The organism is Ochrobactrum sp. BTU1 (assembly GCA_018798825.1).
In the GTDB taxonomy this organism is placed as follows: Bacteria; Pseudomonadota; Alphaproteobacteria; order Rhizobiales; family Rhizobiaceae; genus Brucella.
On record CP076354.1, the window covers coordinates 2,091,559 to 2,116,984 of the forward strand.

Consider the following 25,426-nt stretch of genomic DNA (forward strand, 5'->3'; position numbering starts at 1 on the left):
GAGGTTTATGCCCGCTACGCAACCTTAACATCAGTCCTTTTGGCGGAGCCAAAATCATGACCAATACGCAAGACCTTTCCCGTCCCCAGCCTAAGACCGGCCTGCTCGATATTGCAGCCTATGCACCAGGCAAGGAACACGTAGAAGGCGTTGCAAAGGTCTATAAGCTCTCCTCCAATGAGACCCCAATCGGCCCCAGCCCTCATGCGATCGAAGCCTATCGACACCTGGCCGATACGCTCGCGATCTATCCGGATGGTCAGGCTCAGGCATTGCGCGAGGCAATCGCTGAATCGCAGGGGCTTAACATCGGCAATATCATTTGCGGCAATGGCTCGGATGAATTGCTCGGCCTGCTCTGCCAGACCTATCTGGCTCCGGGCGATGAAGCCATCATCACTGAGCATGGTTTTGCGGTTTACAAAATCCAGACGCTTGGCGCAGGTGCAACGCCTGTGACGGTGAAGGAAAAGGATGAACGCATCGATGTCGATGCGATCCTTGCTGGTGTAACGCCACGCACGAAGATCGTCTTCATTGCCAATCCAGCAAATCCGACCGGCACATATCTGCCTTTTGAGGAAGTCCGTCGTCTTCATGCAGGCCTGCCGAAGAACGTTCTGCTGGTGCTGGATGCAGCCTATGCAGAATATGTTCGTCGCAACGATTACGAGTCCGGTCTTGAACTGGTATCGTCGAACGAAAATGTCGTCATGACCCGTACCTTCTCGAAGATTCACGGTCTGCCGGGCCTGCGTATCGGCTGGATGTATGCCCCATTGCACGTTATCGATGCGGTCAACCGTATTCGCGGCCCCTTCAACATGAACTCGGCAGCAATCGCTGCCGGTGCCGCCGCAATCCGTGACCGCGCTCATGTGGTGAAGTCTGTCGAATACAATGAAAAATGGCTGACGTGGCTCACCGACGAATTCACCAAGCTTGGGCTTCGCGTCACTCCATCGGTCACAAACTTCCTGTTGTTCCATTTCCCGGAAGATTCCGCACATTCTGCAGATAAGGCGGATGAGTGGCTTTCAAAGCGCGGCTATATCCTGCGTCGTGTAGGCGGCTACGGCTTCCCGAATGCATTGCGCATGACAGTCGGTACGGAAGAAGCCAATCGTGGCGTTGTGGCCGCTCTGACCGAGTTTCTGAAGTAAGACGATGTCCACGATCCATTTCGAAAAAATCGCGCTCATCGGTATCGGCCTTATCGGCTCATCGCTGGCGCGTGTCATTCGCCGCGAAGGCCTTGCCAATCATATCGCCATTGCAACACGCAGTGCCGAAACATTAAAGCGCGCCGAGGAATTAAACCTCGGCGACAGCTACTCGACCGATAGTGCGCAAGCCGTTCAAGATGCCGATCTCGTCATCGTATCGGTGCCTGTCGGTTCGTCCGGCACTGTTGCCAAGCAGATTGCTGCACATCTGAAGCCAGGCGCTATCGTAACCGATGTCGGATCGACCAAGGCGTCCGTTATCGCGCAGATGCAGCCGGAACTGCCGGCCAATGTGCATTTCATTCCCGGCCACCCTCTCGCGGGTACGGAATATTCCGGTCCTGACGCTGGTTTTGCAGAGCTCTTCACCAACCGCTGGTGCATTCTCACGCCTCTGCCGGACACCGATCAGACGGCCATAGACAAGCTTTCCGCCTTCTGGACGGCTTGCGGCTCGCGCCTTGATCAAATGGACCCACAGCACCATGATCTGGTATTGGCCATCGTCTCGCATCTTCCGCATATCATCGCCTATAACATCGTCGGCACTGCCAGCGATCTGGAGCAGGTGACAAAATCAGAAGTCATCAAATATTCGGCTTCGGGTTTCCGTGATTTTACGCGTCTGGCCGCATCTGATCCAACCATGTGGCGCGACGTCTGCCTCCATAACAAGGACGCAATCCTTGAGATGCTGGCGCGTTTCTCGGAAGATCTCGCTTCGTTGCAGCGCTCGATCCGCTGGGGCGATGGTGAGGCTCTGTTTGATCTCTTCACCCGCACGCGTGCGGTGCGCCGTAGCATTATCGATGCTGGTCAGGAAGTCGACGCACCGAACTTCGGACGTCAGGCGGCCGCTGAGATCAGCGAAAAGAAATGATAAATTAGGGCAGAAGAACGCTCTGCCCTATTCTAAACCGCCTTACAAAGTCGGCAAATGTCCTAATGGAATAAAACCAGCGCTGGCTCTTCCCTTACGAACGGCAATCTCGATAACGGGGTTGCCGTTTTCGTCTTTCGGCATGGCGGAAAGAGCAAAAAGAACAGTAGCGATATTGCCACCCTGTTCGGGAAACACGGTTTGACCGGCTTGCGCAAAGGATTGCGGGTTGACCATCGTGACCTTCAGGTCAGCATCAATCTCACCTTCCAGATCGACTGAAAAGGGACCAGCTACCGAAAGCACCGCACCATTGGGCATGGATAGAAATGCCTGATTGATCACACCACTATGGCCGCGCATCCGTTCGTTAAAGGGGGCCGGACTCGGTGCCAGAAACGTTGCCGCATTGGCAATTACGATATCGGCCAGACCATCGATTTCCGGACTCTTGGCACTGCCAATAATGGATGGTTCCAGCTTGAGAGCCGCAAAGCGCCCATTGATCTTGAGCTTATCGTCTTCGCTGCTCATGCGGAAATTCATCTGCTCGAGCTTGCTGACAGGTTCAGTGGTCGTTGTTTCAGTACGCACGCCGACCGTTACATCGCGCGCATCAAGTTCGACCTCGGTTGGGAACGGACGCGCAAGACGTGTGTTGGAGGTAAACTTGCTCCAGTTCACCTCAAGCGGCTGAATGCCGGGAAACTCGACAAAAGCCGGCCCACCAAGCTCATTGCTGAGTGAACGCGGCGCATAAATCGGAGAGCCTGACGTGAAACGTCCGGCACGCAAAGCCATACCTTCAGAGGGCTTCTGCCACGAAATACTGGCACAAACCACATTCACACGGAGCGGATATCCGCCCATGTGAAGATTCTCGCACTGCACGCCCACACCTTGCGATGCAAGCTTTGCCATATCGGCCTTGGCACGCGTTTCAATCTTGCCTGCCAGATAAAACCAGCCCGCTGTATAGGCGGCGATCAGCACAAGGACGATGACGGCAATCGTAACAGGGCGCTTCCTGGATTTTTTGGTTTCAATACCAGCATGCGCCATTGAAAAAGCCTCTTTCAATCAGATACTTGGTTGAGGTGACAAAGCGAAGGGCATTTCCAACCCGAACAATCATCATCTGTTCTGCTGTTCCCAACAGGTGGCTATATTATGGCAGGATTGAGTCTTGTGAAGTTCGCCCGATTAAAAAACGCGGGATATCTTGAGATTATCAATAAAAACCAGCCATAATTGTCCATATATAGATTTGATATCATGACAATGCGTACGAGCGACATGCGAAAGAATGATTTCTGGGTATTTGGTTACGGTTCGCTGATGTGGCGGCCTGGCTTCGCACATGTCGAAACAATGCGTGCGCGCCTGCATGGCTATCGCCGCAGCCTCTGCATCTATTCACACGTTCATCGCGGAACACCGGATCATCCCGGCCTTGTTTTGGGGCTTGATGCTGGCGGATCATGCCTCGGCATCGCCTTCCGTGTACCCGGCGATATGACAGACGAAGTCATGGTCTATTTGCGCGAACGCGAAATGTCCAATCAGGTCTATCACGAAAAATGGCTCCGCCTTCGGCTAGCGGACGGGCGCGATGTGCAGGCTGTAACCTATGTCGCCGACCGACGGCATATCCAATATGCCGGTTCGCTCAAAGCCGAAGACGCCGCAGCAATCGTTATCTCAGCACAGGGAGATTCCGGTGCCAATCTTGACTATGTTGCCAACACGCTTGAGCATCTGCGCAATATGCGTGTTCGGGATCATGCGCTTGAACATGTCAACGATCTAATCTGCACCAAAGTGAACCGGCAAAAGCACGACACAGCCTGATCAACTCTGTCCGTAACGACGAAAGTGATCGGCCAGCGCCTCTTTGCCGTTCACGATCATTATGCCCGTTATCACAAATACCGTGCCCACCACGAAACTGGTTTCAATCGGCTCGCCCAAAATGATCGCACCAAAAATCACCCCGAAAATTGGCGTCATGAAAGAGAGTGAACCCAATTGGGATGCCCGATAAATCCGCAAAAGCTGAAACCAGATCAGAAATACCGCAAAAGATACAATGACGGACTGAAACGCGAAGCTGCCCACCAGCATAGTGGTCCAGTTGATCTCCACTTGCCCCATCAGGGATGCGGCAACCGACAAGGTCACGAAGGCGGTTAGAAGCTGGTAGAGCAAGGTCTGCTTCGCTGGCAGTGCCGCAAGACGTGAACCACGGACCACAACGGTCGTTGCTCCCCATGCCACCCCCGCGAGCAGGCAAAGCCCATCGCCAATAACCATGGCCTGGAAATCACCATGGACAGCCTCACCGCGAACAAGGAAAGCTATCGCTATGCCCATAAAGGCAATGCCGATGCCGCCCCATTGTATGGTGGTCAGGCGCTCTGATGGCACCAAAAGATGCAAACCAAGTGCCGCAAAGAGCGGTGCTGTATAAAGCAAAACCACGGCATGAGCGGCTGAGGTTAGTCGCAACCCCTCCCCCAGAAACAGATATTCAAGCGCAAACAGCAAACCGACCAGCAGGCCCGGTTTCCAGATTCCATTGGCAATAGTCAGTGTTTCCCGCCGCGCGATCATAATAGCAGCGATTAATGCAGCCCCCACGCCCGACCGCAGCGCTATCTGGAACAATGGCGAAATATCCGCTGCCGTCAATTTCAACAGCACCTGCTGCAAGCCGAGGCTGATGCAAACAAGAAGCATCATTCCAAATGCGTGCGTATTGACGGGCTTACGCTCCATTGTCCGAATCCTCGTGATTAATCCGAACAATGGGTGTACGCTTGTCAGATATAGGGCATATAGCTTAAAACTGACAAACCTTATCGCAGGATTGCCATAATGGCGGGAATAGCTCTCGAACCTACGCATCAACCTCCCTTTACGGAAGCCTTGCCGGAGCCGCTGTTCTTTCGAACAGCCTGCATGCCACCGGCTGCGCGCTATCCCATGCATCGCCACGATTGGGGAGAGTTTGTCTATTCCTTCACTGGTGTAATGGAGGTGCGTATCGGCGACAGCCATCTGCTGGCCCCGCCGCAATATGGGATATGGCTTCCTCCGCATATCGAGCATCAAGGCCTCAATCGTCAGGAAGTGTGCTACTGCTCGCTCTATGTGACCGAAGAGCTTTGTACTGATCTTCCAGCCAAGGCCTGCGCGCTCAACCTCAATCCACTGATCCGCACTTTGCTTGAACATCTGCGTATGAAGAAGCCATCGCAACCACAGCAATCGCAAGAAACACGGCTGCTGCATACGCTGCTCGATCAGCTGGCTATTGCTCCATGTGCGGGTTCCTATCTGCCGTCCAGCACGGACCCTGCCCTCCAAAAGATATTGTCGATCCTTGAAGATGATCCAAGTGACAATCGCACCCTTCACGCTCTTGCGAAGATCGCCAATACGTCCGAAAGAACACTGATGCGTCGTTGCAAACAGGAGCTGGGCATGAGCTTCCCTGAATGGAAACAGCGGCTAAGGACGTTGAAAGCCATGCCGCTGCTCGAAAAGGGAGCAAAAGTCGAACATGTGGCGCTTGACCTTGGCTATGCCAGCGCATCAGCTTTCATCGCCATGTTCCGCAAATTGATGGGTATTACCCCCGACGAATATCGCAGACAAATCGGTGCCTGAACGGACATAGCGACAAGCTCTAGCGGCAATTGCAGCAAACTGCCCCTGATTTCTCCTGCAAGCACACAGGAGATATTAAAGTTGCATTGCTTGCACGGCTTGCCCTTGTTCTTGCCCAAAGCAACCGCTACATCTCGGCTAAAGCATCGCTCCGTAGCCTGACTGGATTGGGACAGTACGATGCAAAGTTCAAAGGGTTGGAGCGGTCTTCCTGGGTCAGTTTATGATCTGTGCCGCTCCGATTGCCAAGGAGACCTTTATGATCGCACTGTTCCGCACCATTGATCTGGCGCTCGATATCTATACTTGGATCATTATCGCTAGCGCCGTTTTCTCATGGCTCTATGCGTTCAACGTCGTCAATTCTTCCAATCGCTTTGTCGCATCGATCGGTGAGTTTCTTTACAAAGTAACTGAACCGGTCCTGCGTCCACTCCGCAATATCCTGCCCAATCTCGGCGGCATCGATATTTCGCCTATCGTCGTCCTGCTGATTATCTTCTTCATCCGTCAGTTCATGTGGACGACGCTGCTTCCTGCACTTCTGTAAGAAGCCCATACATAACCAGACAAACAAAAACGCCCGGACTTTCATCCGGGCGTTTTTGATTAAACATATAAGGCAGATTACTTGCCCTTGGCGCGTTCAATCGCTTCAACGATGAACTTGCGAGCGTAATCTTCATCGCCCCAATCACCGATCTTGACCCACTTGCCTGGTTCCAGATCCTTGTAGTGTTCGAAGAAGTGCGCGATCTGCTTGAGCGTGATTTCCGGAAGATCGGAATAATCATGCACCTTTGCATAACGCTGCGTCAGGTTTGGCGAAGGAACTGCAATGATCTTCTCGTCCTTGCCGGAATTGTCTTCCATGACCAGAACGCCGATTGGGCGAACATTGATCACGCAGCCAGGAACCAGCGGACGGGTGTTGCAGACCAGAACGTCGATTGGGTCGCCATCTTCCGAAAGCGTGTGCGGCACGAAGCCGTAATTGCCCGGATAGGTCATTGGCGTGTAGAGGAAGCGGTCCACAATCAGGGCGCCAGCCTTCTTGTCCATCTCGTACTTGATCGGCTGTCCGCCGACCGGCACTTCGATGATCACGTTGACGTCTTCTGGCGGATTGTTGCCGATGGAGATAGCATCAATATTCATGATGGGTCCTTTCGTGTCGCGCTCTGATAACGGGTTTCATGTTTCCGTGCAAGAAAAACGAAAGTTCAACAAAACGCGGCGAATTGTCATTGTTGCAATGCAACTGAGCGTGATTGGCTATTAAGAGTTAGGAGGAAGTTGTTTCGCCCAATTCCTTCAGCCTTTCGATAGCTGTTGGCGGCATGGGCGGAGCATTGGTGTCGCGACTTGCTGCAACCAGCAGTTCGTCACAAGCCGTCTCCGTCGTTTCTATCAAACGACGCAGGAATTCTTCTTTCTCAAGGCCCGCCGGAATGGGCGGCAGCACACGGCAGCGAATGGTGCCCGGAAAGCGCAGGAACTTTCGGCGTGGCCAGTAAAGCCCCGCATTGTGAGCAATCGGCAATACAGGCAGGTTCAGCGCTTCGTAAAGATGCACAATGCCGTATTTATACTGCGGCGGCGCTCCCGGTGAACGGCGCGTGCCTTCCGGATAGATGAGAATCTGGCGACCTTCTGCAATCGCCTTCTCCGCTCCCTTGGTGATGGAATGAAGCGCTTTGACGCGCGATCCACGATCAACCGGGATCATTTCCATCTTGGCAACATACCAGCCAAAGAGCGGTATTCGCATCAATTCACGCTTGAGGATCAGAACAGGATCGTCAAGCTGCGGCAGGAACGCGTAAGTGTCCCATGCAGACTGATGCTTGGGCGCAACGATATAAGCGCCTTCGGGAATATTCTCGAGGCCTTCGATCACATAATCAGTGCCAGCGATATATTTCTGCAGCCACAGGTTAACCCGCGCCCATGTCTTGGGAACGATCCATGCCTTCTTGCGGGGAAGCAGAAAATAGAACGGCGTATAAAGGATCATCTGCACCAGAGTGCCGATGTAAAAAGCCAAATTGAACAGGATTGAGCGCAGATAGAGAAGCATCGTATCGGCGAAGACCTTAAGTGGACCTGATGCAACCGCATCAGATGACAGAATTTCGGTGCTTTCTCATGAAAGCTGCGGCACCCGATATATCAGGAAGCTGAGCTTTTTCCATAAGGAAATCTCTGCACGCGATCATCAAATCGTGGGATGCACTTATTGGGGCTTAAGCCGTATCACCGAAAATTCTAGCTCCGCCTACGCGAATGGCAGCACCCAGATATTTGACATATTCGATAAACAGCACTCTGAGCGTATCGCTCTCTGCCACCCAGCTATGCGAACGCTTTTCGCCATTGACCACAGGATAAGGCACAAATTCAACGTCCTGCATCCGATAGGACATTTCCAGAATGCTACGCGGGATGTGGTAATTATTGGTGACGACGATCACACGATGATAGTTGTTGGCGCGTATCCAGCGTTCGCTTTCAGTCGCATTACCCACAGTGTTAAGCGCAGAACGGTCGAGATCGACACAGCAATCAAACAGACTTTGCTCTGAATGGGTGGCACGCTGCAGCGATTTTTCCGTGGTTGACGGATGAACGCCGCTAATCAACAAACGTTTTCCCTGCTTACCCTTTAAGAGATCGAGAGCGGCCTGAATGCGAGACTGTCCACCAGTCAGAACAACAATAGCGTCAGCCGGTTCATCCAGAACAGGCGACTGCATGCTGGTGACTTTTTCACTGAAGGCAACAAAGCCAATCAGGAAAGCGACAATGGCCAGAAAGAGAACGATGGAAATAGGCTGAAGTCGTCGAAATACACGCATTAGGACAGACCATAAGAATTTACCGACTGTAGACGCAAGCGTGGACGTCGCACCAATTGTACGACTGCGGCGCCATACCACAGCACCCGTATCCGCCCCCATCTCTCTATCTGCTGCTGCATCAACGCTTCCCGAATGCCCAACCGATACCGTTTGCTGAACCTTGCGTTCACCTTTCTTGCTATCATAGCCATCATTGCGGCGATAACTCGGAAAGTTGCTGGAAATTCGTGACTTCCGGCCGGTATTGGTAAAAAAAGCGGTCATTCGGCCCGTACTCCCGGACCATCCATCGTCGCAAGCTGTCGAACGACCGTCAGGCGGCTCGTCAACATCGTCAGCACACTCACTAGAATGATGATTGCCGCAGCGCCAATGTAACCATCGCGACCAATGGCAAAATTACCGAACATTGCGGCAGCCTGATCACCGGCAGGCGTCGCCATATGCCGAGATGCCCACCACGAAAAGACGAAGAAAACCAGCATAGCAGCCCCTCCGCCAAACAGCGCACCTTTAAGGGCTGTGCGGAAAAAGTGCCATTCGAACTCGCGCGCAACGAATTTTGATTCTGCACCGATGAAGTGCAGAACTTCAATAATATGGCCATTGCCCGACATAGCGCCGCGCGTTGCGAAGATAACCGTCAGAACAGTCGCGGCAATGACGAGCGACAAGACACCCGTTCCGATCAGCACGGTTGTATTGGCCATTGAAACAAGCCGGTCGACCCATGTGCGGTGATCGTCGAAACTCGCGCTCGGGATAGAGCGGGTAATTTCCGCCCGCATTGTTTCAAAATCCGGCGGCGAATTCTCATCAATCGTTACAACAACCAGACGTGGAACAGGCAATTCATCGATATTGAGACCCGTACCAAGCCAGGGCTCAAGCAAACGCGCGGTGGCATCCTTGTCGATGATGCTGGTATCTTTCACGCCTGCAAAGCCGCGCGCGATCCCGCTTGCGTCCTGAAGCGCCTTTTCCATGTCCAGCCCATCGGCAGGTCGGATCTGAATAGTTGCTTCGCGTGCAATCTGGCTTTGCCATTGAGCAGCAGAAGCGCGCACCAGCGTAACGCCACCCAGGGTAAGGCAGGCGAGAAATGTCATGATCGCAATCACGATCACAAGCGCTGTGCCCGTCACACTGCCGTCCGGCACAATCGGGCTTGGCCCCTGACGTTTCCTGCGCTTGCCGATGCGAACCATCAGCATATCTTTGAGGTCTTCAAAGCGGATGCGCAGGTCGTCTAGGACCTTCCGAAAAGCTCTCTGCCAGTCTTTGTCAGCTTCAATCATAGATATCGAGCCGCCCATGTTCGAGGATCATGCGACGCGCATTCACCTGATCCATCAGCGATAGATCGTGCGTCGCGATGATGACTGCAGTGCCGGAACGATTAAGCTCGGTAAAAAGCCGCAACAGGCGCTTGGCGAGCGGTGGATCAACGTTACCGGTCGGCTCATCCGCCAGCAGCAATTCTGGCTGGTCGATCAGCGCACGCGCAATTGCAGCACGTTGCTTTTCACCACCGGAAAGCACGGGCGGCAGCACGTTCATGCGGTCACCGAGGCCGACCCAATGCAGAAGTTCTTCTACTTCATGACGGTATGTCGCCTCTTCCTTGCCGCGTACGCGCAGCGGAAGAGCAACATTTTCATAGGTTGTCATGTGATCGAGCAGACGGAAATCCTGAAATACAATCCCGATGCGCCGACGCAGAAGCGGCACTTCCTTATGATCGAGCCGCGCGACATCCTTGCCAAAAATATTGATCAGTCCGCGCGTTGGTTTCAGCGCCATAAACAACAGGCGCAACAAAGAGGTTTTCCCGGCACCGGACGGTCCGGTCAGAAATTGAAATGAACGTGGCGGAATATGGAAGCTGACATCCTTCAGGATCTCTGGCCCCATTCCATATCGCAGGCCGACATTCTCGAAACGTATCACCGGTGTGCTTCTCTAAATTGCCCGCAGTCCCACATGGAGCGCGGATGAAATCGATATCAAAATGACCTTTAACCTCCATGGTTAATGTGAGGTTAATACAGTCAGAATCAGCCATAAAAATTGCGCGAGCATTGTGTTTTTATAACGCAGAACATTCAGGCAATTATTGGAACAGACGCAATAACGGTCTTGCTGACCTGACAATCGCCGGATCAGTCACAAAAAAACATCAAAAACGGATGAGAAAGAAAGGGCTACTCCCAGCAACCCAGATTGCGGCCCTTAAGATTATGCGCATCGATATCGGTTACGAGGCGCGCATCTTCACGCAGAAGAACCATTGTTGTGCGCTGCTTGAGATCAATTCTCTGCCAACCAGCACATTCTGTCGGCATCGGCGGCTTGCTATCGATACGTACCGTCTCGCTCCATGCAGTCGCGGTACAGCCGGAAAGAAGAGCGATCATGGTCATAGCCGATACAGCGCGCAAGACCGATCCGCCAGTTCGTGCCTCCAATTGAATATTCAAGGCTGGCAACTCCCTATAATGCCCCACGCGATACCCGTTTGCCGAGATAGTTTCCATCATAACCATCTGCATGAACAAGCTTCTTATAGCGCGGGCACAACCACTCCCGCAATATACAAGACAAAAACAAGAATGATTTAAATTAAGGCGGAAAAGCGGCTAATTCATGGGTTTTCCTGGTCTTTTTGAGCTTTTAGAACTATTTAAAAGAACATTCTAATACAAATAGGGATCGATTAAAAATTTACTGATATTCAGTCAATAGCATTCAGAAATTACAAAAATATCCTCCAATTAAACATGATTGATGTAAGAAAAAGTCGGCTATATATTTGGTCATCTGATTCGCAATGGCACTTATCACTACACCAACACTGGGGACTTCCATGTTGAACAAACTGTCTGCGGAATTTTTCGGAACATTCTGGCTTGTTTTCGGCGGTTGCGGCAGCGCGATCTTCGCAGCCGCTTATCCTGAATTGGGCATCGGCTTTGCGGGCGTTGCTCTCGCCTTCGGTCTGACCGTCCTTACAATGGCCTATGCTGTTGGCGGCATTTCCGGCGGTCATTTCAATCCAGCCGTATCGCTGGGTCTTCTCGTTGCGGGACGCTTCCCGGCTAAAGACCTCATCCCTTACTGGATTGCACAGGTATTGGGCGGCATTGCTGCAGCAGCAATTCTTTACCTCATTGCAACCGGCAAAAGCGGCTTTACAGCAGCTGGTTTCGCATCCAACGGCTATGGTGAACTCTCACCAGGTGGATATAGCCTGACATCGGCACTGCTCGTTGAAATCGTGCTGACGGCCTTCTTCTTGATCGTCATTTTGGGTTCGACATCATCCTCGGCACCAGCTGGTTTTGCACCAATTGCAATTGGTCTGGCACTGACGCTGATCCACCTGATCTCGATCCCGGTAACAAATACCTCGGTCAATCCTGCACGTTCGGCAGCGGCAGCCTTGTTTGCAGAAACCAGCGCGCTTGGCCAGCTCTGGCTGTTCTGGGTCGCTCCGCTGGTGGGTGCCGCAATTGGCGCAATCATCTGGAAAGGCCTTCTTGGCAAGGATTGATCAACAATCCTGAAAGATATTTAACGGAAGGCCGGTTTCGACCGGCCTTTTTGCTATCCGCCGACTGTCTCCTACTTTGACTTTACAGAGACACGCTCCCGCTTTGTTGCATAACCGTTAGATTCTCCAAGAAATGTGATACTTGCCGACTAAAAATTGCTGTAAGAAGGAACTCCCTTTTACAGATGTCTTGAGCAATGTCCCCCAGCACCGATGCTTCCCATGCGGATCGTTACGCCGCATTCCGCCATGCTTCCTTTAAAAAATACTGGGCCGCGCGTTTTCTGAGCGCTTTTGCCGTTCAGATCGTCAGCGTAGCGGTTGGCTGGCAGATTTATGACCAGACCCGTGACGCATTCAATCTTGGCATGGTTGGCCTTGTCCAGTTTCTCCCGGCACTTGTGCTGGTTCTGTTTACGGGTGCCGCAGCTGACCGTTTTGGCCGACGGCTTGTCATGGGGCTGTCACTGGTATTGGAAGCAGGCGTCACAGCCTTCCTTTTGCTCCTCACCTTGTTTGGCGACTTCGAGCCTATTGTCGTCTTTGGGGCATTGCTGGTCTTCGGCATCGCTCGCGCTTTTCTCGGACCGTCTTCCGCTTCGCTGGTAGTCAACCTCGTTCCGACGGAAGACTTCGCCAATGCCGTTTCGTGGAACTCATCGGCTTGGCAGGTAGCAACCATCGTCGGCCCTGTTGCTGGCGGCCTGCTCTACGGCATCTCGCATATCGCTGCTTACGGCGTAGCAACTGTGTTTCTGGTTGCAGGTTCTGTCCTGATTTTCTCAATTCCAAAGCCTAAGCAGCATACAATGACCGAAGAGCGCTCGCTCTCAACCATGCTTGCAGGCTTCCGCTATATCTGGAAGGAAAAGATCGTTCTGGGTGCAATCTCGCTCGATCTTTTTGCCGTTCTGCTGGGTGGTACAGTTGCGCTTTTGCCTATCTATGCACGCGATATTCTCGATCTTGGTCCATGGGGTCTGGGCCTTCTGCGCTCGGCACCAGGTATCGGCGCTGTTCTCACAGCAATCTGGCTCGCGGGCCATCCAATCCGCGATCATGCAGGCCGCGTAATGTTCGTGTTTGTGGCACTGTTCGGCTTCTTCAACATCATCTTTGGTGTTTCAACGCTGACCTGGCTGTCGATTATCGCTCTGGCTCTGGCTGGAGCCGCCGACATGATCAGCGTCTATATTCGCGAAACATTGATGCAGCTCTGGACGCCCGACCATGTTCGTGGCCGTGTGAACGCCGTCAACATGGTCTTCGTCGGCGCATCAAACGAGCTTGGAGAGTTCCGCGCAGGCCTTATGGCGGCAGCTATCGGTGCTGTGCCTGCGGTGGTCATTGGCGGGATAGGTTCAATTGCGGTTGCAGCAGCCTGGGCTGCCATGTTCCCGCAATTGCGCAAGGCACGCAATTTGCAGGGACGCACTTAAAACTTTACCACCGCGTCAAGCTTCTGGCGCGGTGGTATTTCCGGCATGGACACGCGCTTCAATCTGATCGCGGTCTTCAGCCTTAATGCCTATAAGCTCGGCCACACGCCACATCACATCGACCTCAACTTCGCTGGCGATGCCATCGGCATAAACGATGTCCCACATCAAGGCGATGAAATCGAGACGTGCGTGATAATCCAGATGGCGCTTGAGAACAGTGGTGAAATCCGACAGGCTGATTGATTCCTGATCGGCTTCTTCAGCAGCGCGGATAAGCTGTTTTAGCGCATCACCCTTCAGGCCATATTTCTGCGAAAGCATGGTGGAAAGCTTGGCACGTTCTACTTCGCGCGCGTCGCCATCTGCATCCATAATGTGAAACATCAGGGCAGCAGCAGCCAGTCTTGGATCATCGTCGGCAATTTTTTCGCCCCGTTCGCGTAAACCATTACCCGGCAACTCTTTCAGAAAATCCAGCAAACGCTCGAACATTCACCCTCGCCACAGAAACACTTTCGGCAAATGCCGTTCTTTAGAAGAATTGAAAGTAACGAGATGACCGCACGGCACAAGACGACAAACCGCCTTGGCCGCGTTTCAACAGCTCAAGACGGTGCCTGCGTTGTCTTTAGGCAACAATTAGGGGGTCAGAAAAGGCGCAAACCGCTGTTTTGACTCTTCTGCGAGGCCTTGCGTTCATCAACACCGGGATCGTCAACGATCATATGCCCAGGGCGTTTCTCGTTGTCACCTTCAACGTCTGCTTCTGCCACATCCAGAACAGCAGGCTTCTCTACCTGCTTGATTTCAGGCTTAACGGGCTCTGGCTTTACCTTGACAGGCTCCGCCTCCGGCACAACAACTTCCGCCTCAACAACATCGTGAAACTTCGGCTTAAGTTCATGTTTCTCGACCGGAACAATTGCCTTGTTTTCTGGAATGCGATCAGGAACGGCTTCAGCCACTTCCGGCTTTTCAACCTCAATCACAGGCGAAAGCTGCTCAACCGGCACTTTCCATTCAAAACTGTTGAGACGACCTGTGACCGGAGACACCGGCGACCATTGCTCGGACACATAACCATCTGCTGTCCATGCCGGATCGCGCGGAGCTTTGACTGCCTGTGCAAGCCACTGCCTGACCTTGCCCTGGTCACCAGTTTCGGCCTCTTCAATATCGGCAAGTAACAGATAAGCGCTTTCACGCGGCGAGCCTCGCAACACCTGCTCAGCATTATCACGCGCCAGACGATAATCACCCGCTTCATAAGCAGCACGCGCTACGGCTAGGCTGCCTTCCGCATTGTTGGACCTGAGCGTGACCAGATGCTTTGCACGTTTCAGACGGTCCTGCACAGTATCGCCAGCCCGACCATACACATAGGTCGAAGCAATATCAGGATGCGGCGAACGCTTCCATGCAGCTTCAAGGATTTTGGAGCCTTTGCGGACTTCGCCATCAGCAAACAATGCACGGGCCGCAACAACAGCTGCAGGCACCAGATCAGGCGCGAGCTTGTTGGCTTCAAGCGCAATCGCTTTTGCATTTGCATGATCGACATCTACTGTCGCCATGGCTTTGGCAGTCAGAAGCGCTGCGCGCTCCTTCTTCACCACATCCTTGCTGTGCGCGAGCGCCTGTTTGCGCGCTTCAACGAGCTTCAAAGCGCCATCCCAGTCGCCTTCCGAGCAGAGCTGCCCCATGACGGCAGACGACGCCCATTCAAGCTGCGGCGCTTCCTTGGCTGCTTCCACGGCATAATGGCGGGCAGCCTCGCGCGCACCAACGCGTTGTGCTTCTATATAAAGCCCGCGCAAGCCAAGCAGCTTGGTTTCTGGATCTTCGATCATCGCTTCAAAGCCCTTGCGGGCATCGTCTGAGCGACCTTCAAGCATTGCTGTCTGCGCTTCAAGAAGCTTGATGAGCGGCTCTTGATCAGAATTAAGAAGCTTACCTGCCTGCTTCGTCATACGGCGAGCGGCTTCTGCATCACCGGCACCAGCCGCAATCAAGCCTGTCGACAGTGACTGATAACCCCGGTCGCGTTTGCGCGCACGGAAATGACGGCGAAGGGTGTAGGGCGACTGGATGATGCTCTTGATCAGCCACCAGATAATCAGGATCGCCACAACAATTGCCACAACACCGGCTGCAGCAGTAATCAGCGGCACGTTGTAATGATTACCGCCAAAGGTAACATCAAGCTCGCCCGGACGATCAGCGAGCCACGAGAAGCCAAATCCCAGAGCAACGACGATAGCGAAGTAAAAAATCACACGCAGCATGGACGCCTCCTTAATTTGGCGCCGTGGCGTCTGTTGCAGTCTTTGGCTTGAGGCTTTCGGTCACGAGACGCTGGATGAGCGCATCGGCATCGCGCCGCGCCTTCATCTGCCCTGAAAACTCTTCCGAAACGGCCTTGGCATCGGCTGGTAACTGTTCCCATTCGGAGACCGCACGCTCAAGATCGCCAGCATGAAGGGCTGCTTCCATGCGCGCCGTGGTCGGGCCAACACCTGTTCCACTGACATTGCCTGCAACAGGACGCACGCTGACAAGCCCCTTGGCACTCGCGACAAGCTGATCCCAAACGCCTGCATCTGCAGGAAGTTTGTTTTCCGTGGCAATGATCTTGTTGGCAACAGGCCCAAACCATGCATTGAGATCGGCAATGGTCGGTACGCCCTTGTCGGCAAAGGTCTTCAGCCCTTCGATTGACGTATCCTGTGGTGCAACCGATGCATATGTGTCGAGTTCAGCCTTGAACGAACCACCGCGATCAATCGCTGTCTTCAACGCATTGGCGGCGATCAGTGCGGATGCATCAGGCTGGCGCGCGCTTTCGCTCACCTTGTCCTGAAGCGAAACCAGCTTCTGTTCAAGGTTCGAAATCGTGCCGCTATTGCCGGAAACTCCGGCTGCGGCCTGATCAGCCTGATTCTTTGCATCACTCAACTGCTGCTCAAGCGATGCTAAACGCTCGGTCAAAGCCGACATATCCGCAGGAGCAGCATCGCCCTCGCCTGGCTTTGGAAGTGCCGCAATCTGCTGCTGAACTTCGGTCAGAGTGCCGGCAACGGCCTCCGCCTTGATTTCAGCGGCTTCGACATTTTTCTGCAAATTGGCAAACTGCGCCTTGCTCGCATCATCAAGCGGCGCAGGGGCAGGATTGCTGCGTAGGTCAGCAATCTGCTGTTCGATATGTGCAAGCTGTTCTGCAGTCACACGCGATCCCGGTGACGGCACCACATTGCCCCATTGCAAAGCAAGCAGACCGCCCAGCGCGATTACACCACCTGCAACGCCCGCCAGAAGATTAGCGCCGGTTGAACCAGATTTCTTTTCAATTACCGGCGGCACAGATGCGGTGGAACGAGACGTTTCCCTGGTTGTTTCCGGCTTAACACCCGCGGTAAAGGGCGGCCTTTCCACTTTTGGCTCAGTTTTTGGAGCTTCCGGCTTTGGAGCGGCTTTCTGAGCGAAATCCCCGACAGGTTCGGCCTTCGGTGTCGATTGAGGCGCAGCACCTTCATCTACACGTTTTACATCAGACGGATCGAGATTGATCGTCACGGGCGCGCGGGCCGGTTTGGAATGTCGCGGAGTGCCGGATTTCGCCATGGGTCCTCTCGTATTCGCTTATCAGGTGGTTCGAAGCTTACCAGATAAAATCATCAGATGAAGGAAGGTTGCCAGGAAAAGAGTCAAAGTTTGGAAAACAAACGAAAAATACCACTCTCATCCGGATGATCCGCAACAAGCGCTCTCGCCCGCCATTCCTCTGGCAGCTCACGACAAACACGCTCAGAAATGCAGAGAAACCAGGTTCCGGCATCAAATTGCGCGCGAAACTTCTGCATCGTCTCAACAAAAGCCTGCGCTGCGACTGCTGAATAGAGCAGCACCGCGACAAAAGGCCCTTGGTCGAGAATGGCTTTGATTTCATTGGCTGAATAGTTGATCGCCTCGACGTCGTAGACGTCATGGACTTCCATATTAAGCCCGGCCTCTGACACCTTGTCCTCAAATATCGACTGGCGCACGCGACCGGCTAGATAAAGGAGCCTCGCGTTTTCCGGCAGATGTTTGGCAATTGTTGCAGCCAGACGCACCGCATCACCGCCGCCTTCAATCACAGTCTGAAAGCCTGCTTCTTGTGCAGCCCTTGTTGTGCCTTCGCCAACAGCAAATAGCGGCAATGCCTTCAATGATTCAAGATTTTCGCTGGGTACATGTCGAAATGCATTGGCGCTGGTGACCGCCAAAGCGTCAAATGTTTGGTCGCCGATATAAAATGGAACCGTGACAGTGCGGCTTACAGGTAGGGAAACGGGCGAAAAGCCGAGAGCAACAAGCTTTGCCGCCGTCATTGACGCTGACGGTTCCGGCCTTGTAGTCAGGACAGGGCCACCGATTGCTACATTCCGCTCTTCCGCCAATGCTACTCCCAACCCTCAAAGAAATCCGCACCCGCCTCTGCCCGCACGCGCTTGGCCGCATCAGCACCAAGTTCAGCTGCATCGAGAGCCGAGCCTTCCGCGGTTACTTCATGCGCATCACGGCCATCCGGCGTCAGAATCATGCCACGGAACGAAACCTTGTCACCTGCAACAATTGCGAGTCCGGCAATCGGTGTGCGGCACGAGCCATCAAGCGTCGCCAGAAATGCGCGTTCACAGGCAAGTGCAACATGCGTTTCGCGATGAGCCAATGGCTTGAGCAGCGCATCGATTTTTTCATCGCCAATGCGGCTTTCAATGCCGATTGCACCCTGTCCCGGCGCTGGCAAAAAGACCGCCGGATCAAGCAGATCAGTGATCACGTCAGCCAGATCAAGACGCTTCAAACCGGCACAGGCGAGGAATGTGCCATCCACTTCGCCTTCTTCGAGTTTACGCAGACGTGTCTGGACATTGCCACGGAACATCACCACCTGAAGGTCAGGACGCAGACGCTTGATCATTGCCTGACGGCGCAACGACGACGAGCCGACGACGGCGCCCTGCGGCAGATCGAGAAAGAGCTTCGAGGTCCGGCCAACAAATGCATCACGCGGATCTTCGCGCTCAAGAAACGTAGAAAGATGAAGACCTTCCGGCAGAACAGTCGGCATATCCTTGGTGGAATGCACAGCCAGATCGATGCGGCCATCTTTGAGCGCTGCTTCAATCTCTTCGGTAAAAAGCCCCTTGCCGCCGACCTGCGACAGAGGACGATCCTGAATACGATCACCCGCAGTGGACATCGGCACGATTTCGATGGCGTCTTCGGCGAAACCATGTGCTTCAATCAGACGGGAGCGCGTTTCATAGGCTTGCGCGAGAGCAAGCTTGCTGCCCCGAGTACCGATCTTCAAGCTGCCAATCTTCAAGGATGCTGTTTGCATATCGCGCCGTCCATGATACCGGGTTTCCGGAAAATATTGCATAAAGTTACGAGACAGGCAGGGTCTAACCGCAAATGCGCATTCTTGGAATAGAGACCAGTTGCGACGAAACAGCCGCCGCCATCGTTGAACGCGACGATAGCGGCAAAGGGTATATTTTGTCCAATGTGGTGCTCAGCCAGATCGCCGAACACGAACCTTATGGCGGTGTGGTGCCTGAAATCGCCGCACGCGCCCATGTTGAAGCGCTTGACCGGCTGGTGGAACGCGCCCTCAAAGACGCCAATGTGAAGCTCGATGACGTGGACGCGATTGCTGCGACCGCCGGTCCCGGCCTTATTGGCGGGCTGATTGTCGGCCTGATGACCGCCAAGGCGATGGCCATGGCTGCAAACAAGCCGTTTTATGCGGTCAATCATCTGGAAGGCCATGCGCTAACCGCACGACTGACCGACAACCTACCATTTCCTTATCTGCTGCTGCTGGTATCCGGCGGTCACACGCAGATGGTGCTTGTACGCGGCCTTGGCGATTATGAACGCCTTGGCACGACAATCGACGACGCGCTTGGCGAAGCTTTCGACAAGACTGCAAAGCTGCTCGGTCTGCCCTATCCGGGCGGTCCAGCAGTTGAACGCATGGCATTGCAGGGTGATCCGAAGCGTTTCCCGCTGCCACGGCCACTCAAGGGCGAAGCCCGGCTCGACTTCTCATTCTCCGGTCTCAAGACCGCTGTGCGGCAGACTGCAACAGAGCTTGCTCCACTTTCCGATCAGGACGTTGCAGACATTTGCGCATCTTTTCAGGATGCGGTTGCCGACACTTTGTCGGATCGCGTGAAACGGTCGCTTGAGCGTTTTAAAGATGAGTTCCCAGACTGCGCAACGCCGTCGCTGATCGTTGCCGGTGGTGTTGCTGCCAACAAGACATTGCGCGCATCGCTTGAAACATTGTGTGCAAAGCATGGTTTCGGCTTCATCGCACCACCGCTCAATCTCTGCACCGACAATGCGGCAATGATCGCCTGGGCGGGTGCCGAGCGAGCTGCAACCAAGGGGCCTGATTCGCTCAATCTTGCTCCGCGCTCACGCTGGCCGCTTGATGAGAAATCAGCACCCATGTTCGGCACCGGACGTCGCGGAGCAAAAGCATGAGTGAGCGGGCAAAAATTGCCGTGCTTGGCGGCGGCGCATGGGGAACGGCTCTGGCAGCCATGAGCGCCATCGGCCAGCACGACACATGGCTTTATGCTCGCGATGCTGAAACTGTTGCCCATGTGAACGACCAGCGCCGCAACCCTGCTTACCTTGGCGAAATTGAACTTCCTGAAGGCATTCGTGCCAGCACGGATGCCAAGGCTGTACTCGAAAATGCCGATGCGGTTCTCGTTGTTGTTCCCGCGCAGGCAATGCGCAAAGGTCTTCTGGAACTCAGCGCACTTATTCCGCAATCTGCGCCCGTCATTCTCTGTGCCAAGGGCATTGAGCGCGAAACAGGAAGGCTGATGTCGGAAGTGGTGGCGGAAGTTCTGCCACATCATACGATCGGCGCACTGTCCGGCCCGAGCTTTGCAACCGACGTGGCGCGTGGCCTGCCAACAGCGGTGACGATTGCTTGCGAAGATGCAACCATTGCCGATCAGCTTGCAGCAACGCTCTCCGGCCCCGCATTCCGCTGTTATTCGACCACCGATCTCAAAGGGGTGGAAATCGGTGGCGCATTGAAAAACGTGCTGGCTCTTGCAGCAGGTGCTGCCATGGGACGCGGCTATGGTGCCAGCGCACAAGCAGCCCTTGTCACGCGCGGCTTTGCCGAACTGCGCCGCGTAGCCCTTGCCATGGGCGCAAAGCCGGAAACCATCATGGGCCTGTCCGGTCTTGGCGATCTGATGCTGACCTGCTCATCATCGCAATCACGTAACTATTCCTATGGGCTGGCAATCGGTCGTGGCGAAGACCTCACCAACCGCCCGCTGGCCGAAGGTGTGGCAACCGCCCCCATCGCAGCTGAACTTTGCAGACAACATGAAGTGCCTGCACCGATTATCACGGCCGTTGCAGCGCTTCTTGCCGGACATATCACGATTGATGAAGCCGTAACGGCGCTTCTTAACAGACCACTCAAGACCGAGGATTAGAGCATGATCCTGAAAAGTGCGTAGCGGTTTTCAGATAAGATCATGCTCAAACAAAATGCATGATCCCGAAAAGTGGGAAGCCAATTTCGGATAAGATCATGCATAAACAAAAAGGTTAGAAAAACATGCTTTTTGCTCTTCTGTGCAACGACAAGCCCGATCATCTGCACGTACGCCTTGATACGCGCCCAGCCCATCTCGACTACCTTAAGTCGCTGGGTGACGTGCTGAAATTTGCAGGCCCTTTCCTTGGTGAAGATGGCAAGCCAAATGGTAGCCTCGTCGTGGTTGAAGCAGCCGACAAGGCAGAGGCCGAAAAGATCGGTGCCAATGACCCCTACGCACTGGCTGGTCTTTTTGCTGATGTGACTGTGCGCCCATGGAACTGGGCCATCAACAATCCAGCAAACGCATAAGGACTGGTCATGGCTTACTGGCTGTTCAAGTCTGAACCCTTCAAATGGTCATGGGAAATGCAGAAAGCCCGCGGCGAAAAAGGCGAGCAATGGGACGGCGTGCGCAACTATCTGGCACGCAACAACATGCGCGCCATGAAGCTCGGCGACAAAGGCTTTTTCTATCATTCCAACGAAGGTCTGGAAGTGGTGGGCATTGTTGAGATTTGCGCCCTTTCGCATCCTGACAGCACGACCGACGATCCGCGTTGGGATTGCGTCGACATCAAGGCTGTGCGCGATGTGCCAAAGCCCGTTACGCTAAAAGATGTGAAGGCCAATCCGAAGCTTGAAAAGATGGCGCTCGTCACGTCTATGCGTCTTTCGGTACAGCCGGTAACGGAAGATGAATGGGTCGAGGTCTGCCGCATGGGCGGGTTAGACGCCAAGGATATTTGATGCTTGATCCGGCACAAAAGGGCACGCGTGATTTCATATTGGCCAATACTGGCCTGCAAACGCCGCCGCATGTGCCGGAAGTCAGCCTCCATCTGGCCGATGAAGCCCACGACCTTTGGCATAAAACCGAGGAAGAACTGGCAACCATCGGCCTGCCGCCGCCTTTCTGGGCCTTTGCCTGGGCAGGCGGTCAGGGCGTTGCCCGTTATATTCTCGATCATCCAAAGGCAGTCTCAGGCAAAACCGTACTCGACTTCGCATCAGGTTCAGGTCTTGTCGCCATTGCAGCAATGAAGTCGGGAGCAGCAGGCGTTCTCGCTTCGGACATCGACCCCTTTGCGCTGCCTGCGATCGAAATCAACGCGGCTGCAAACAACGTTGCCATCACCCCGACACTCACCGATCTGATCGATCAGGATCATGGATGGGAAGTCCTGCTTGCAGGCGATGTGTTTTATGAAAAGCCGCTCGCGGATCGTCTGATCCCATGGTTTTCAAAGCTTGCCGCTCGCGGTGCCAGCATCATCGTTGGTGATCCGGGCCGCGCTTATTTGCCCAAAGACCGGCTTGAGCAGCTTGCCGTTTACACAGTGCCCGTCACGCGTGCGCTTGAGGATGCAGAAGTCAAGCGCACGACTGTCTGGACGTTTTTATAACGCGTGTCGTTATTCCAAAACCGGTTCCCACTTTTGGGCGACAAGCTTGTTTAAGCAAAACGCTTTGCACCAGCCACACACAGCACTACCACGCCGGCGGTCAGCACCATGCCCATGCTCACCGGTTCACCAGCAATGGATGCAGCCAGCATCAGACCGAAGAATGGCTGCAACAATTGCAGCTGCCCGACAGCCGCTGCACCGCCCTGTGCCAGTCCGCGATACCAGAAGAAAAAGCCGATCAGCATCGAAAACAGCGTAACATAAGCAAGCCCGCCCCATGCCATGACGCCGATATTGCCCCAGGTTTCAGGCCGCGTCATGAAGCTGAGTGGCAACATGACCGGCAGCGAAAAGACCAGCGCCCAGCAGATCACCTGCCAGCCGCCCAGCCTGCGCGACAGGCTGGCACCTTCGGCATATCCAAGACCGCAGACAATGATAGCGCCCAGCATCAGCACATCGCCAAGCAACGTTGACTGACTGCCCTGCCCATAGGCATAGGACGCCACAATCAAACCGCCGACAACTGAGAAAAGCCAGAACAGTGGGCGCGGGTTTTCGCCACCACGCAACACGGCAAACAAAGCCGTCGACAGCGGCAGCAGACCGATAAAGACAATCGCATGTGCCGACGTCATATGCTGCAGCGCAATGCCGGTCAGCAATGGAAAGCCAACCACCACGCCAAGCGCCACCACAATCAGTGAAATAACGTCATTGCGACGCGGAAATGGTTCACGGAAGGCGAGCAGCAGCGCAAGGCCCAGCAGCCCTGCAATCGACGCTCGCGCCATAGTCAGGAAGGTCGGGTCGATGTCGATCACCGCCAGACGTGTTGCGGGTAACGACCCGCTAAAAATCAGAACCCCCAGAAATCCGTTAATCCAACCCGCAGTCTTGTTCATTCTCTGTTTTCGGCCTTTTTCCAATTTGCATGTGTTTCGGCATTCCCATCAGCAACGTGAAGCGGATTTGGCATGGAATGCGAGAAACAAAGGGATAGAGCGGCTCGGGTGATTCCAATCTGCCTGAAACCGCTTTAGTACAGTGCCGCGAATTCCGCCAAATAATCAGAGACAGTTCACGGACAATTCTGCTAAACTGTACTGATACAAAGGATGATACAGATGATATCGACGGGCCTTTTGCGCAGTCTTGAAGCCGTGGAAGCTGCCTATCTTGGCAGTCGCAGCGAGGACAAGGCAGCGCCCGATAAGATGCCGCTCGTCGAAAAGGTCATGACCATCATTCGCGACCGTATCGCCGCCATGAGCCTTGCGCCCGGCGCTCGCCTGCCTTCAATCCGGCGTTTGGCCGAGACGATGAATGTTTCGAAATCAACGGTCGTCGAAGCCTATGACCGTATGGTGGCAGAGGGGATTATCCAGTCGCGCCGCGGTGCCGGTTTCTACGTTTCAGAGCGGGCACGTCAGCCTTTTACGCTTGCCGCAGTGACACCGCACAAGGACCGGCAGATCGATCCTTTTTGGGTAATGCGCCAGTCGCTCGAAGCAGACAATAAGACCTATAAGCCCGGCTGTGGCTGGCTGCCCGATGAATGGTTGCCGCTTGAGGGTATCCGCCGCGCCATGCGCACAATCGCACGCGATGAAGACAGCAATCTCGTCGCATATGGAGAGCCGCTCGGCTTTCGTCCTCTGCGCAATCATCTGGCGCGCAAACTCACCGAACAGGGCATCAACCTTTCAGGCGGCGATATTCTGCTGACAGATTCAGGCACACATGCTATCGATCTCATCTGCCGCTTTCTGCTGCAGCCCGGCGACACAGTGCTGGTTGACGACCCCTGCTATTTCAACTTTCAGGCCTCGCTTCTTTCACACCGCGTCAAACTCATCGGCATCCCCTACACGCATACAGGCCCCGATCTCGAAGCCTTCGCCAAGGCCGCTGAAGAACAAGCGCCAAAGCTATATATTTCCAATGCGGGATTGCATAATCCGACGGGCGGCATCATGACGCCCGCCACAGCACACCGGTTGCTCAAGCTTGCCGAAACCCACGACATAAAGCTAGTAGAAGACAATATCTTTGGCGATTTTCACCCTTCGCCAGCACCGCTGCTTGCCGAGCTCGATGGCTTTGACCGAGTGCTCCATATTGGCAGTTTCTCCAAGACACTCTCGGCCGCAGCGCGTGTCGGCTATATTGCCGGTCGTCGTGACTGGATCGACGGAATTACCGATCTGAAACTTGCGACCTCATTCAGCAGCAACGTTTTGTCCGCCCAGATTGTACACGCCCTGCTCACCGATGGCACCTATCGCCGCCATATCGACAGCCTGCGCGCTAAACTCGCTGACGCCATGACCATGACGGCAAACCGGCTCAAAGCAATCGGGCTGGAACTCTGGACAGAACCGCAGGGCGGTATCTTCCTCTGGGCGCGCTTGCCTGAAGGCATGGATTCAGGCCAGATTGCCCGCTATGCGCTTGAAAAGGGTGTCGTGTTTGCGCCGGGCGATGTTTTCAGCCCATCGCATAGCGCGGCCCGTTATCTGCGTTTCAACGTTGCGCAATCGACAGAACCCTATATTTTTACTGTTCTCAGCGATGCGATGCGCGAAGGATTGGCATAAGCGCATCCCGAAAAGTCTGAAACGATTTCCGCGATGCGTGCGGAACAAATGTTTAGAGCGTCGATCGCTTTCAATCGGATCGATGCGCTAAATCCATTAACCCGCTCGCATCGAAAACAACTTCAAGCAAAAGCAATGCAGTCAGTCTGCGCATGA

Annotated in this window: 27 protein-coding genes; 13 read left to right on the top strand and 14 right to left on the bottom strand. The window is 54.2% G+C overall.

Annotated elements, in window-relative coordinates:
* Positions 1-56: 56 nt before the first annotated feature.
* Together KMS41_10105 and KMS41_10110 are read left to right on the top strand one after the other, a co-directional pair.
* Positions 57-1,163 carry a histidinol-phosphate transaminase gene (locus KMS41_10105; GenBank protein ID QWK77427.1) on the top strand — a complete coding sequence of 369 codons (1,107 nt, stop codon included), beginning with the start codon at positions 57-59 and terminating at the stop codon, positions 1,161-1,163.
* A 4-nt stretch (positions 1,164-1,167) separates the two neighbouring features.
* The gene (locus KMS41_10110) at positions 1,168-2,106 is read left to right on the top strand and encodes a prephenate/arogenate dehydrogenase family protein (protein QWK77428.1); all 939 of its coding nucleotides are present in this window, start codon (positions 1,168-1,170) and stop codon (positions 2,104-2,106) included.
* A gap of 42 nt (positions 2,107-2,148) precedes the next feature.
* Here KMS41_10110 and KMS41_10115 read toward each other — a convergent pair whose 3' ends face one another.
* The gene (locus KMS41_10115; protein ID QWK77429.1) at positions 2,149-3,168 is read right to left on the bottom strand and encodes a DUF2125 domain-containing protein; all 1,020 of its coding nucleotides are present in this window, start codon (positions 3,166-3,168) and stop codon (positions 2,149-2,151) included.
* Between the two features lie 234 nt (positions 3,169-3,402).
* Between KMS41_10115 and KMS41_10120 the strand changes: the two genes are divergently transcribed.
* Positions 3,403-3,957 (top strand): gamma-glutamylcyclotransferase, encoded by a 555-nt coding sequence (locus KMS41_10120; protein QWK78840.1) that lies wholly within the window; start codon positions 3,403-3,405, stop codon positions 3,955-3,957.
* Here the strand turns inward: KMS41_10120 and KMS41_10125 are convergent, their stop codons facing one another.
* Positions 3,958-4,884, bottom strand: a complete 927-nt coding sequence (locus KMS41_10125; protein ID QWK77430.1) for a DMT family transporter — start codon at positions 4,882-4,884, stop codon at positions 3,958-3,960.
* 99 nt (positions 4,885-4,983) lie between these two features.
* On the opposite strand from KMS41_10125, the gene KMS41_10130 reads away from it, so the two are divergent.
* The gene (locus KMS41_10130; protein ID QWK77431.1) at positions 4,984-5,778 is read left to right on the top strand and encodes a helix-turn-helix transcriptional regulator; all 795 of its coding nucleotides are present in this window, start codon (positions 4,984-4,986) and stop codon (positions 5,776-5,778) included.
* Positions 5,779-6,037: 259 nt separating this feature from the next.
* A complete protein-coding gene (locus KMS41_10135; protein QWK77432.1) occupies positions 6,038-6,328 on the top strand; it encodes a YggT family protein in 291 nt (96 codons plus the stop codon).
* 77 nt (positions 6,329-6,405) lie between these two features.
* Here KMS41_10135 and ppa read toward each other — a convergent pair whose 3' ends face one another.
* The 6 genes from ppa to KMS41_10165 form a co-directional block, all read right to left on the bottom strand.
* Positions 6,406-6,936: an inorganic diphosphatase gene (gene ppa, locus KMS41_10140; protein ID QWK77433.1), complete on the bottom strand. Its 531-nt coding sequence runs from the start codon at positions 6,934-6,936 to the stop codon at positions 6,406-6,408.
* A gap of 127 nt (positions 6,937-7,063) precedes the next feature.
* Positions 7,064-7,858: a 1-acyl-sn-glycerol-3-phosphate acyltransferase gene (locus KMS41_10145; GenBank protein QWK77434.1), complete on the bottom strand. Its 795-nt coding sequence runs from the start codon at positions 7,856-7,858 to the stop codon at positions 7,064-7,066.
* Between the two features lie 166 nt (positions 7,859-8,024).
* Complete coding sequence (locus tag KMS41_10150; GenBank protein QWK77435.1) at positions 8,025-8,903, bottom strand: YdcF family protein; 879 nt, start codon at positions 8,901-8,903, stop codon at positions 8,025-8,027.
* Complete coding sequence (locus KMS41_10155) at positions 8,900-9,937, bottom strand: ABC transporter permease (GenBank protein QWK77436.1); 1,038 nt, start codon at positions 9,935-9,937, stop codon at positions 8,900-8,902. The genes KMS41_10150 and KMS41_10155 overlap by 4 nt, the downstream gene beginning before the upstream one ends.
* Complete coding sequence (gene ftsE / locus KMS41_10160; GenBank protein ID QWK77437.1) at positions 9,930-10,589, bottom strand: cell division ATP-binding protein FtsE; 660 nt, start codon at positions 10,587-10,589, stop codon at positions 9,930-9,932. The genes KMS41_10155 and ftsE overlap by 8 nt, the downstream gene beginning before the upstream one ends.
* A 254-nt stretch (positions 10,590-10,843) precedes the next feature.
* Positions 10,844-11,062: a hypothetical protein gene (locus tag KMS41_10165; protein ID QWK78841.1), complete on the bottom strand. Its 219-nt coding sequence runs from the start codon at positions 11,060-11,062 to the stop codon at positions 10,844-10,846.
* A gap of 443 nt (positions 11,063-11,505) precedes the next feature.
* Between KMS41_10165 and aqpZ the strand changes: the two genes are divergently transcribed.
* Entirely contained in the window at positions 11,506-12,192 is a 687-nt protein-coding gene (aqpZ, locus tag KMS41_10170) for an aquaporin Z (protein QWK77438.1), read from the top strand.
* A gap of 197 nt (positions 12,193-12,389) precedes the next feature.
* On the top strand, positions 12,390-13,631 hold the full coding sequence (locus KMS41_10175) for an MFS transporter (protein ID QWK77439.1): 1,242 nt from the start codon (positions 12,390-12,392) through the stop codon (positions 13,629-13,631).
* Between the two features lie 15 nt (positions 13,632-13,646).
* Here the strand turns inward: KMS41_10175 and KMS41_10180 are convergent, their stop codons facing one another.
* The 5 genes from KMS41_10180 to hemC form a co-directional block, all read right to left on the bottom strand.
* Positions 13,647-14,126 (bottom strand): TerB family tellurite resistance protein, encoded by a 480-nt coding sequence (locus KMS41_10180; GenBank protein QWK77440.1) that lies wholly within the window; start codon positions 14,124-14,126, stop codon positions 13,647-13,649.
* 155 nt (positions 14,127-14,281) lie between these two features.
* Positions 14,282-15,919: a heme biosynthesis protein HemY gene (locus KMS41_10185; protein QWK77441.1), complete on the bottom strand. Its 1,638-nt coding sequence runs from the start codon at positions 15,917-15,919 to the stop codon at positions 14,282-14,284.
* A gap of 10 nt (positions 15,920-15,929) precedes the next feature.
* Entirely contained in the window at positions 15,930-17,255 is a 1,326-nt protein-coding gene (locus tag KMS41_10190; GenBank protein QWK77442.1) for a hypothetical protein, read from the bottom strand.
* Between the two features lie 83 nt (positions 17,256-17,338).
* Entirely contained in the window at positions 17,339-18,073 is a 735-nt protein-coding gene (locus KMS41_10195) for a uroporphyrinogen-III synthase (protein QWK77443.1), read from the bottom strand.
* 2 nt (positions 18,074-18,075) lie between these two features.
* Complete coding sequence (gene hemC / locus KMS41_10200; protein ID QWK77444.1) at positions 18,076-19,020, bottom strand: hydroxymethylbilane synthase; 945 nt, start codon at positions 19,018-19,020, stop codon at positions 18,076-18,078.
* A gap of 74 nt (positions 19,021-19,094) precedes the next feature.
* Between hemC and tsaD the strand changes: the two genes are divergently transcribed.
* The 5 genes from tsaD (at position 19,095) to KMS41_10225 (ending at position 22,667) form a co-directional block, all read left to right on the top strand.
* Entirely contained in the window at positions 19,095-20,174 is a 1,080-nt protein-coding gene (tsaD, locus tag KMS41_10205) for a tRNA (adenosine(37)-N6)-threonylcarbamoyltransferase complex transferase subunit TsaD (protein ID QWK77445.1), read from the top strand.
* Positions 20,171-21,157: an NAD(P)-dependent glycerol-3-phosphate dehydrogenase gene (locus KMS41_10210; GenBank protein ID QWK77446.1), complete on the top strand. Its 987-nt coding sequence runs from the start codon at positions 20,171-20,173 to the stop codon at positions 21,155-21,157. The genes tsaD and KMS41_10210 overlap by 4 nt, the downstream gene beginning before the upstream one ends.
* Positions 21,158-21,282: 125 nt before the next feature.
* A complete protein-coding gene (locus KMS41_10215; protein QWK77447.1) occupies positions 21,283-21,573 on the top strand; it encodes a YciI family protein in 291 nt (96 codons plus the stop codon).
* Between the two features lie 9 nt (positions 21,574-21,582).
* The gene (locus KMS41_10220; GenBank protein QWK77448.1) at positions 21,583-22,011 is read left to right on the top strand and encodes an EVE domain-containing protein; all 429 of its coding nucleotides are present in this window, start codon (positions 21,583-21,585) and stop codon (positions 22,009-22,011) included.
* Positions 22,011-22,667, top strand: coding sequence for a methyltransferase (locus KMS41_10225; GenBank protein QWK77449.1), 657 nt, complete (start codon positions 22,011-22,013; stop codon positions 22,665-22,667). Before KMS41_10220 ends, KMS41_10225 begins: the two co-directional genes overlap by 1 nt.
* A 50-nt stretch (positions 22,668-22,717) precedes the next feature.
* Here the strand turns inward: KMS41_10225 and KMS41_10230 are convergent, their stop codons facing one another.
* On the bottom strand, positions 22,718-23,575 hold the full coding sequence (locus KMS41_10230; protein QWK77450.1) for a DMT family transporter: 858 nt from the start codon (positions 23,573-23,575) through the stop codon (positions 22,718-22,720).
* Positions 23,576-23,797: 222 nt separating this feature from the next.
* Between KMS41_10230 and KMS41_10235 the strand changes: the two genes are divergently transcribed.
* Entirely contained in the window at positions 23,798-25,270 is a 1,473-nt protein-coding gene (locus KMS41_10235; GenBank protein QWK77451.1) for a PLP-dependent aminotransferase family protein, read from the top strand.
* Positions 25,271-25,426 lie beyond the last annotated feature (156 nt).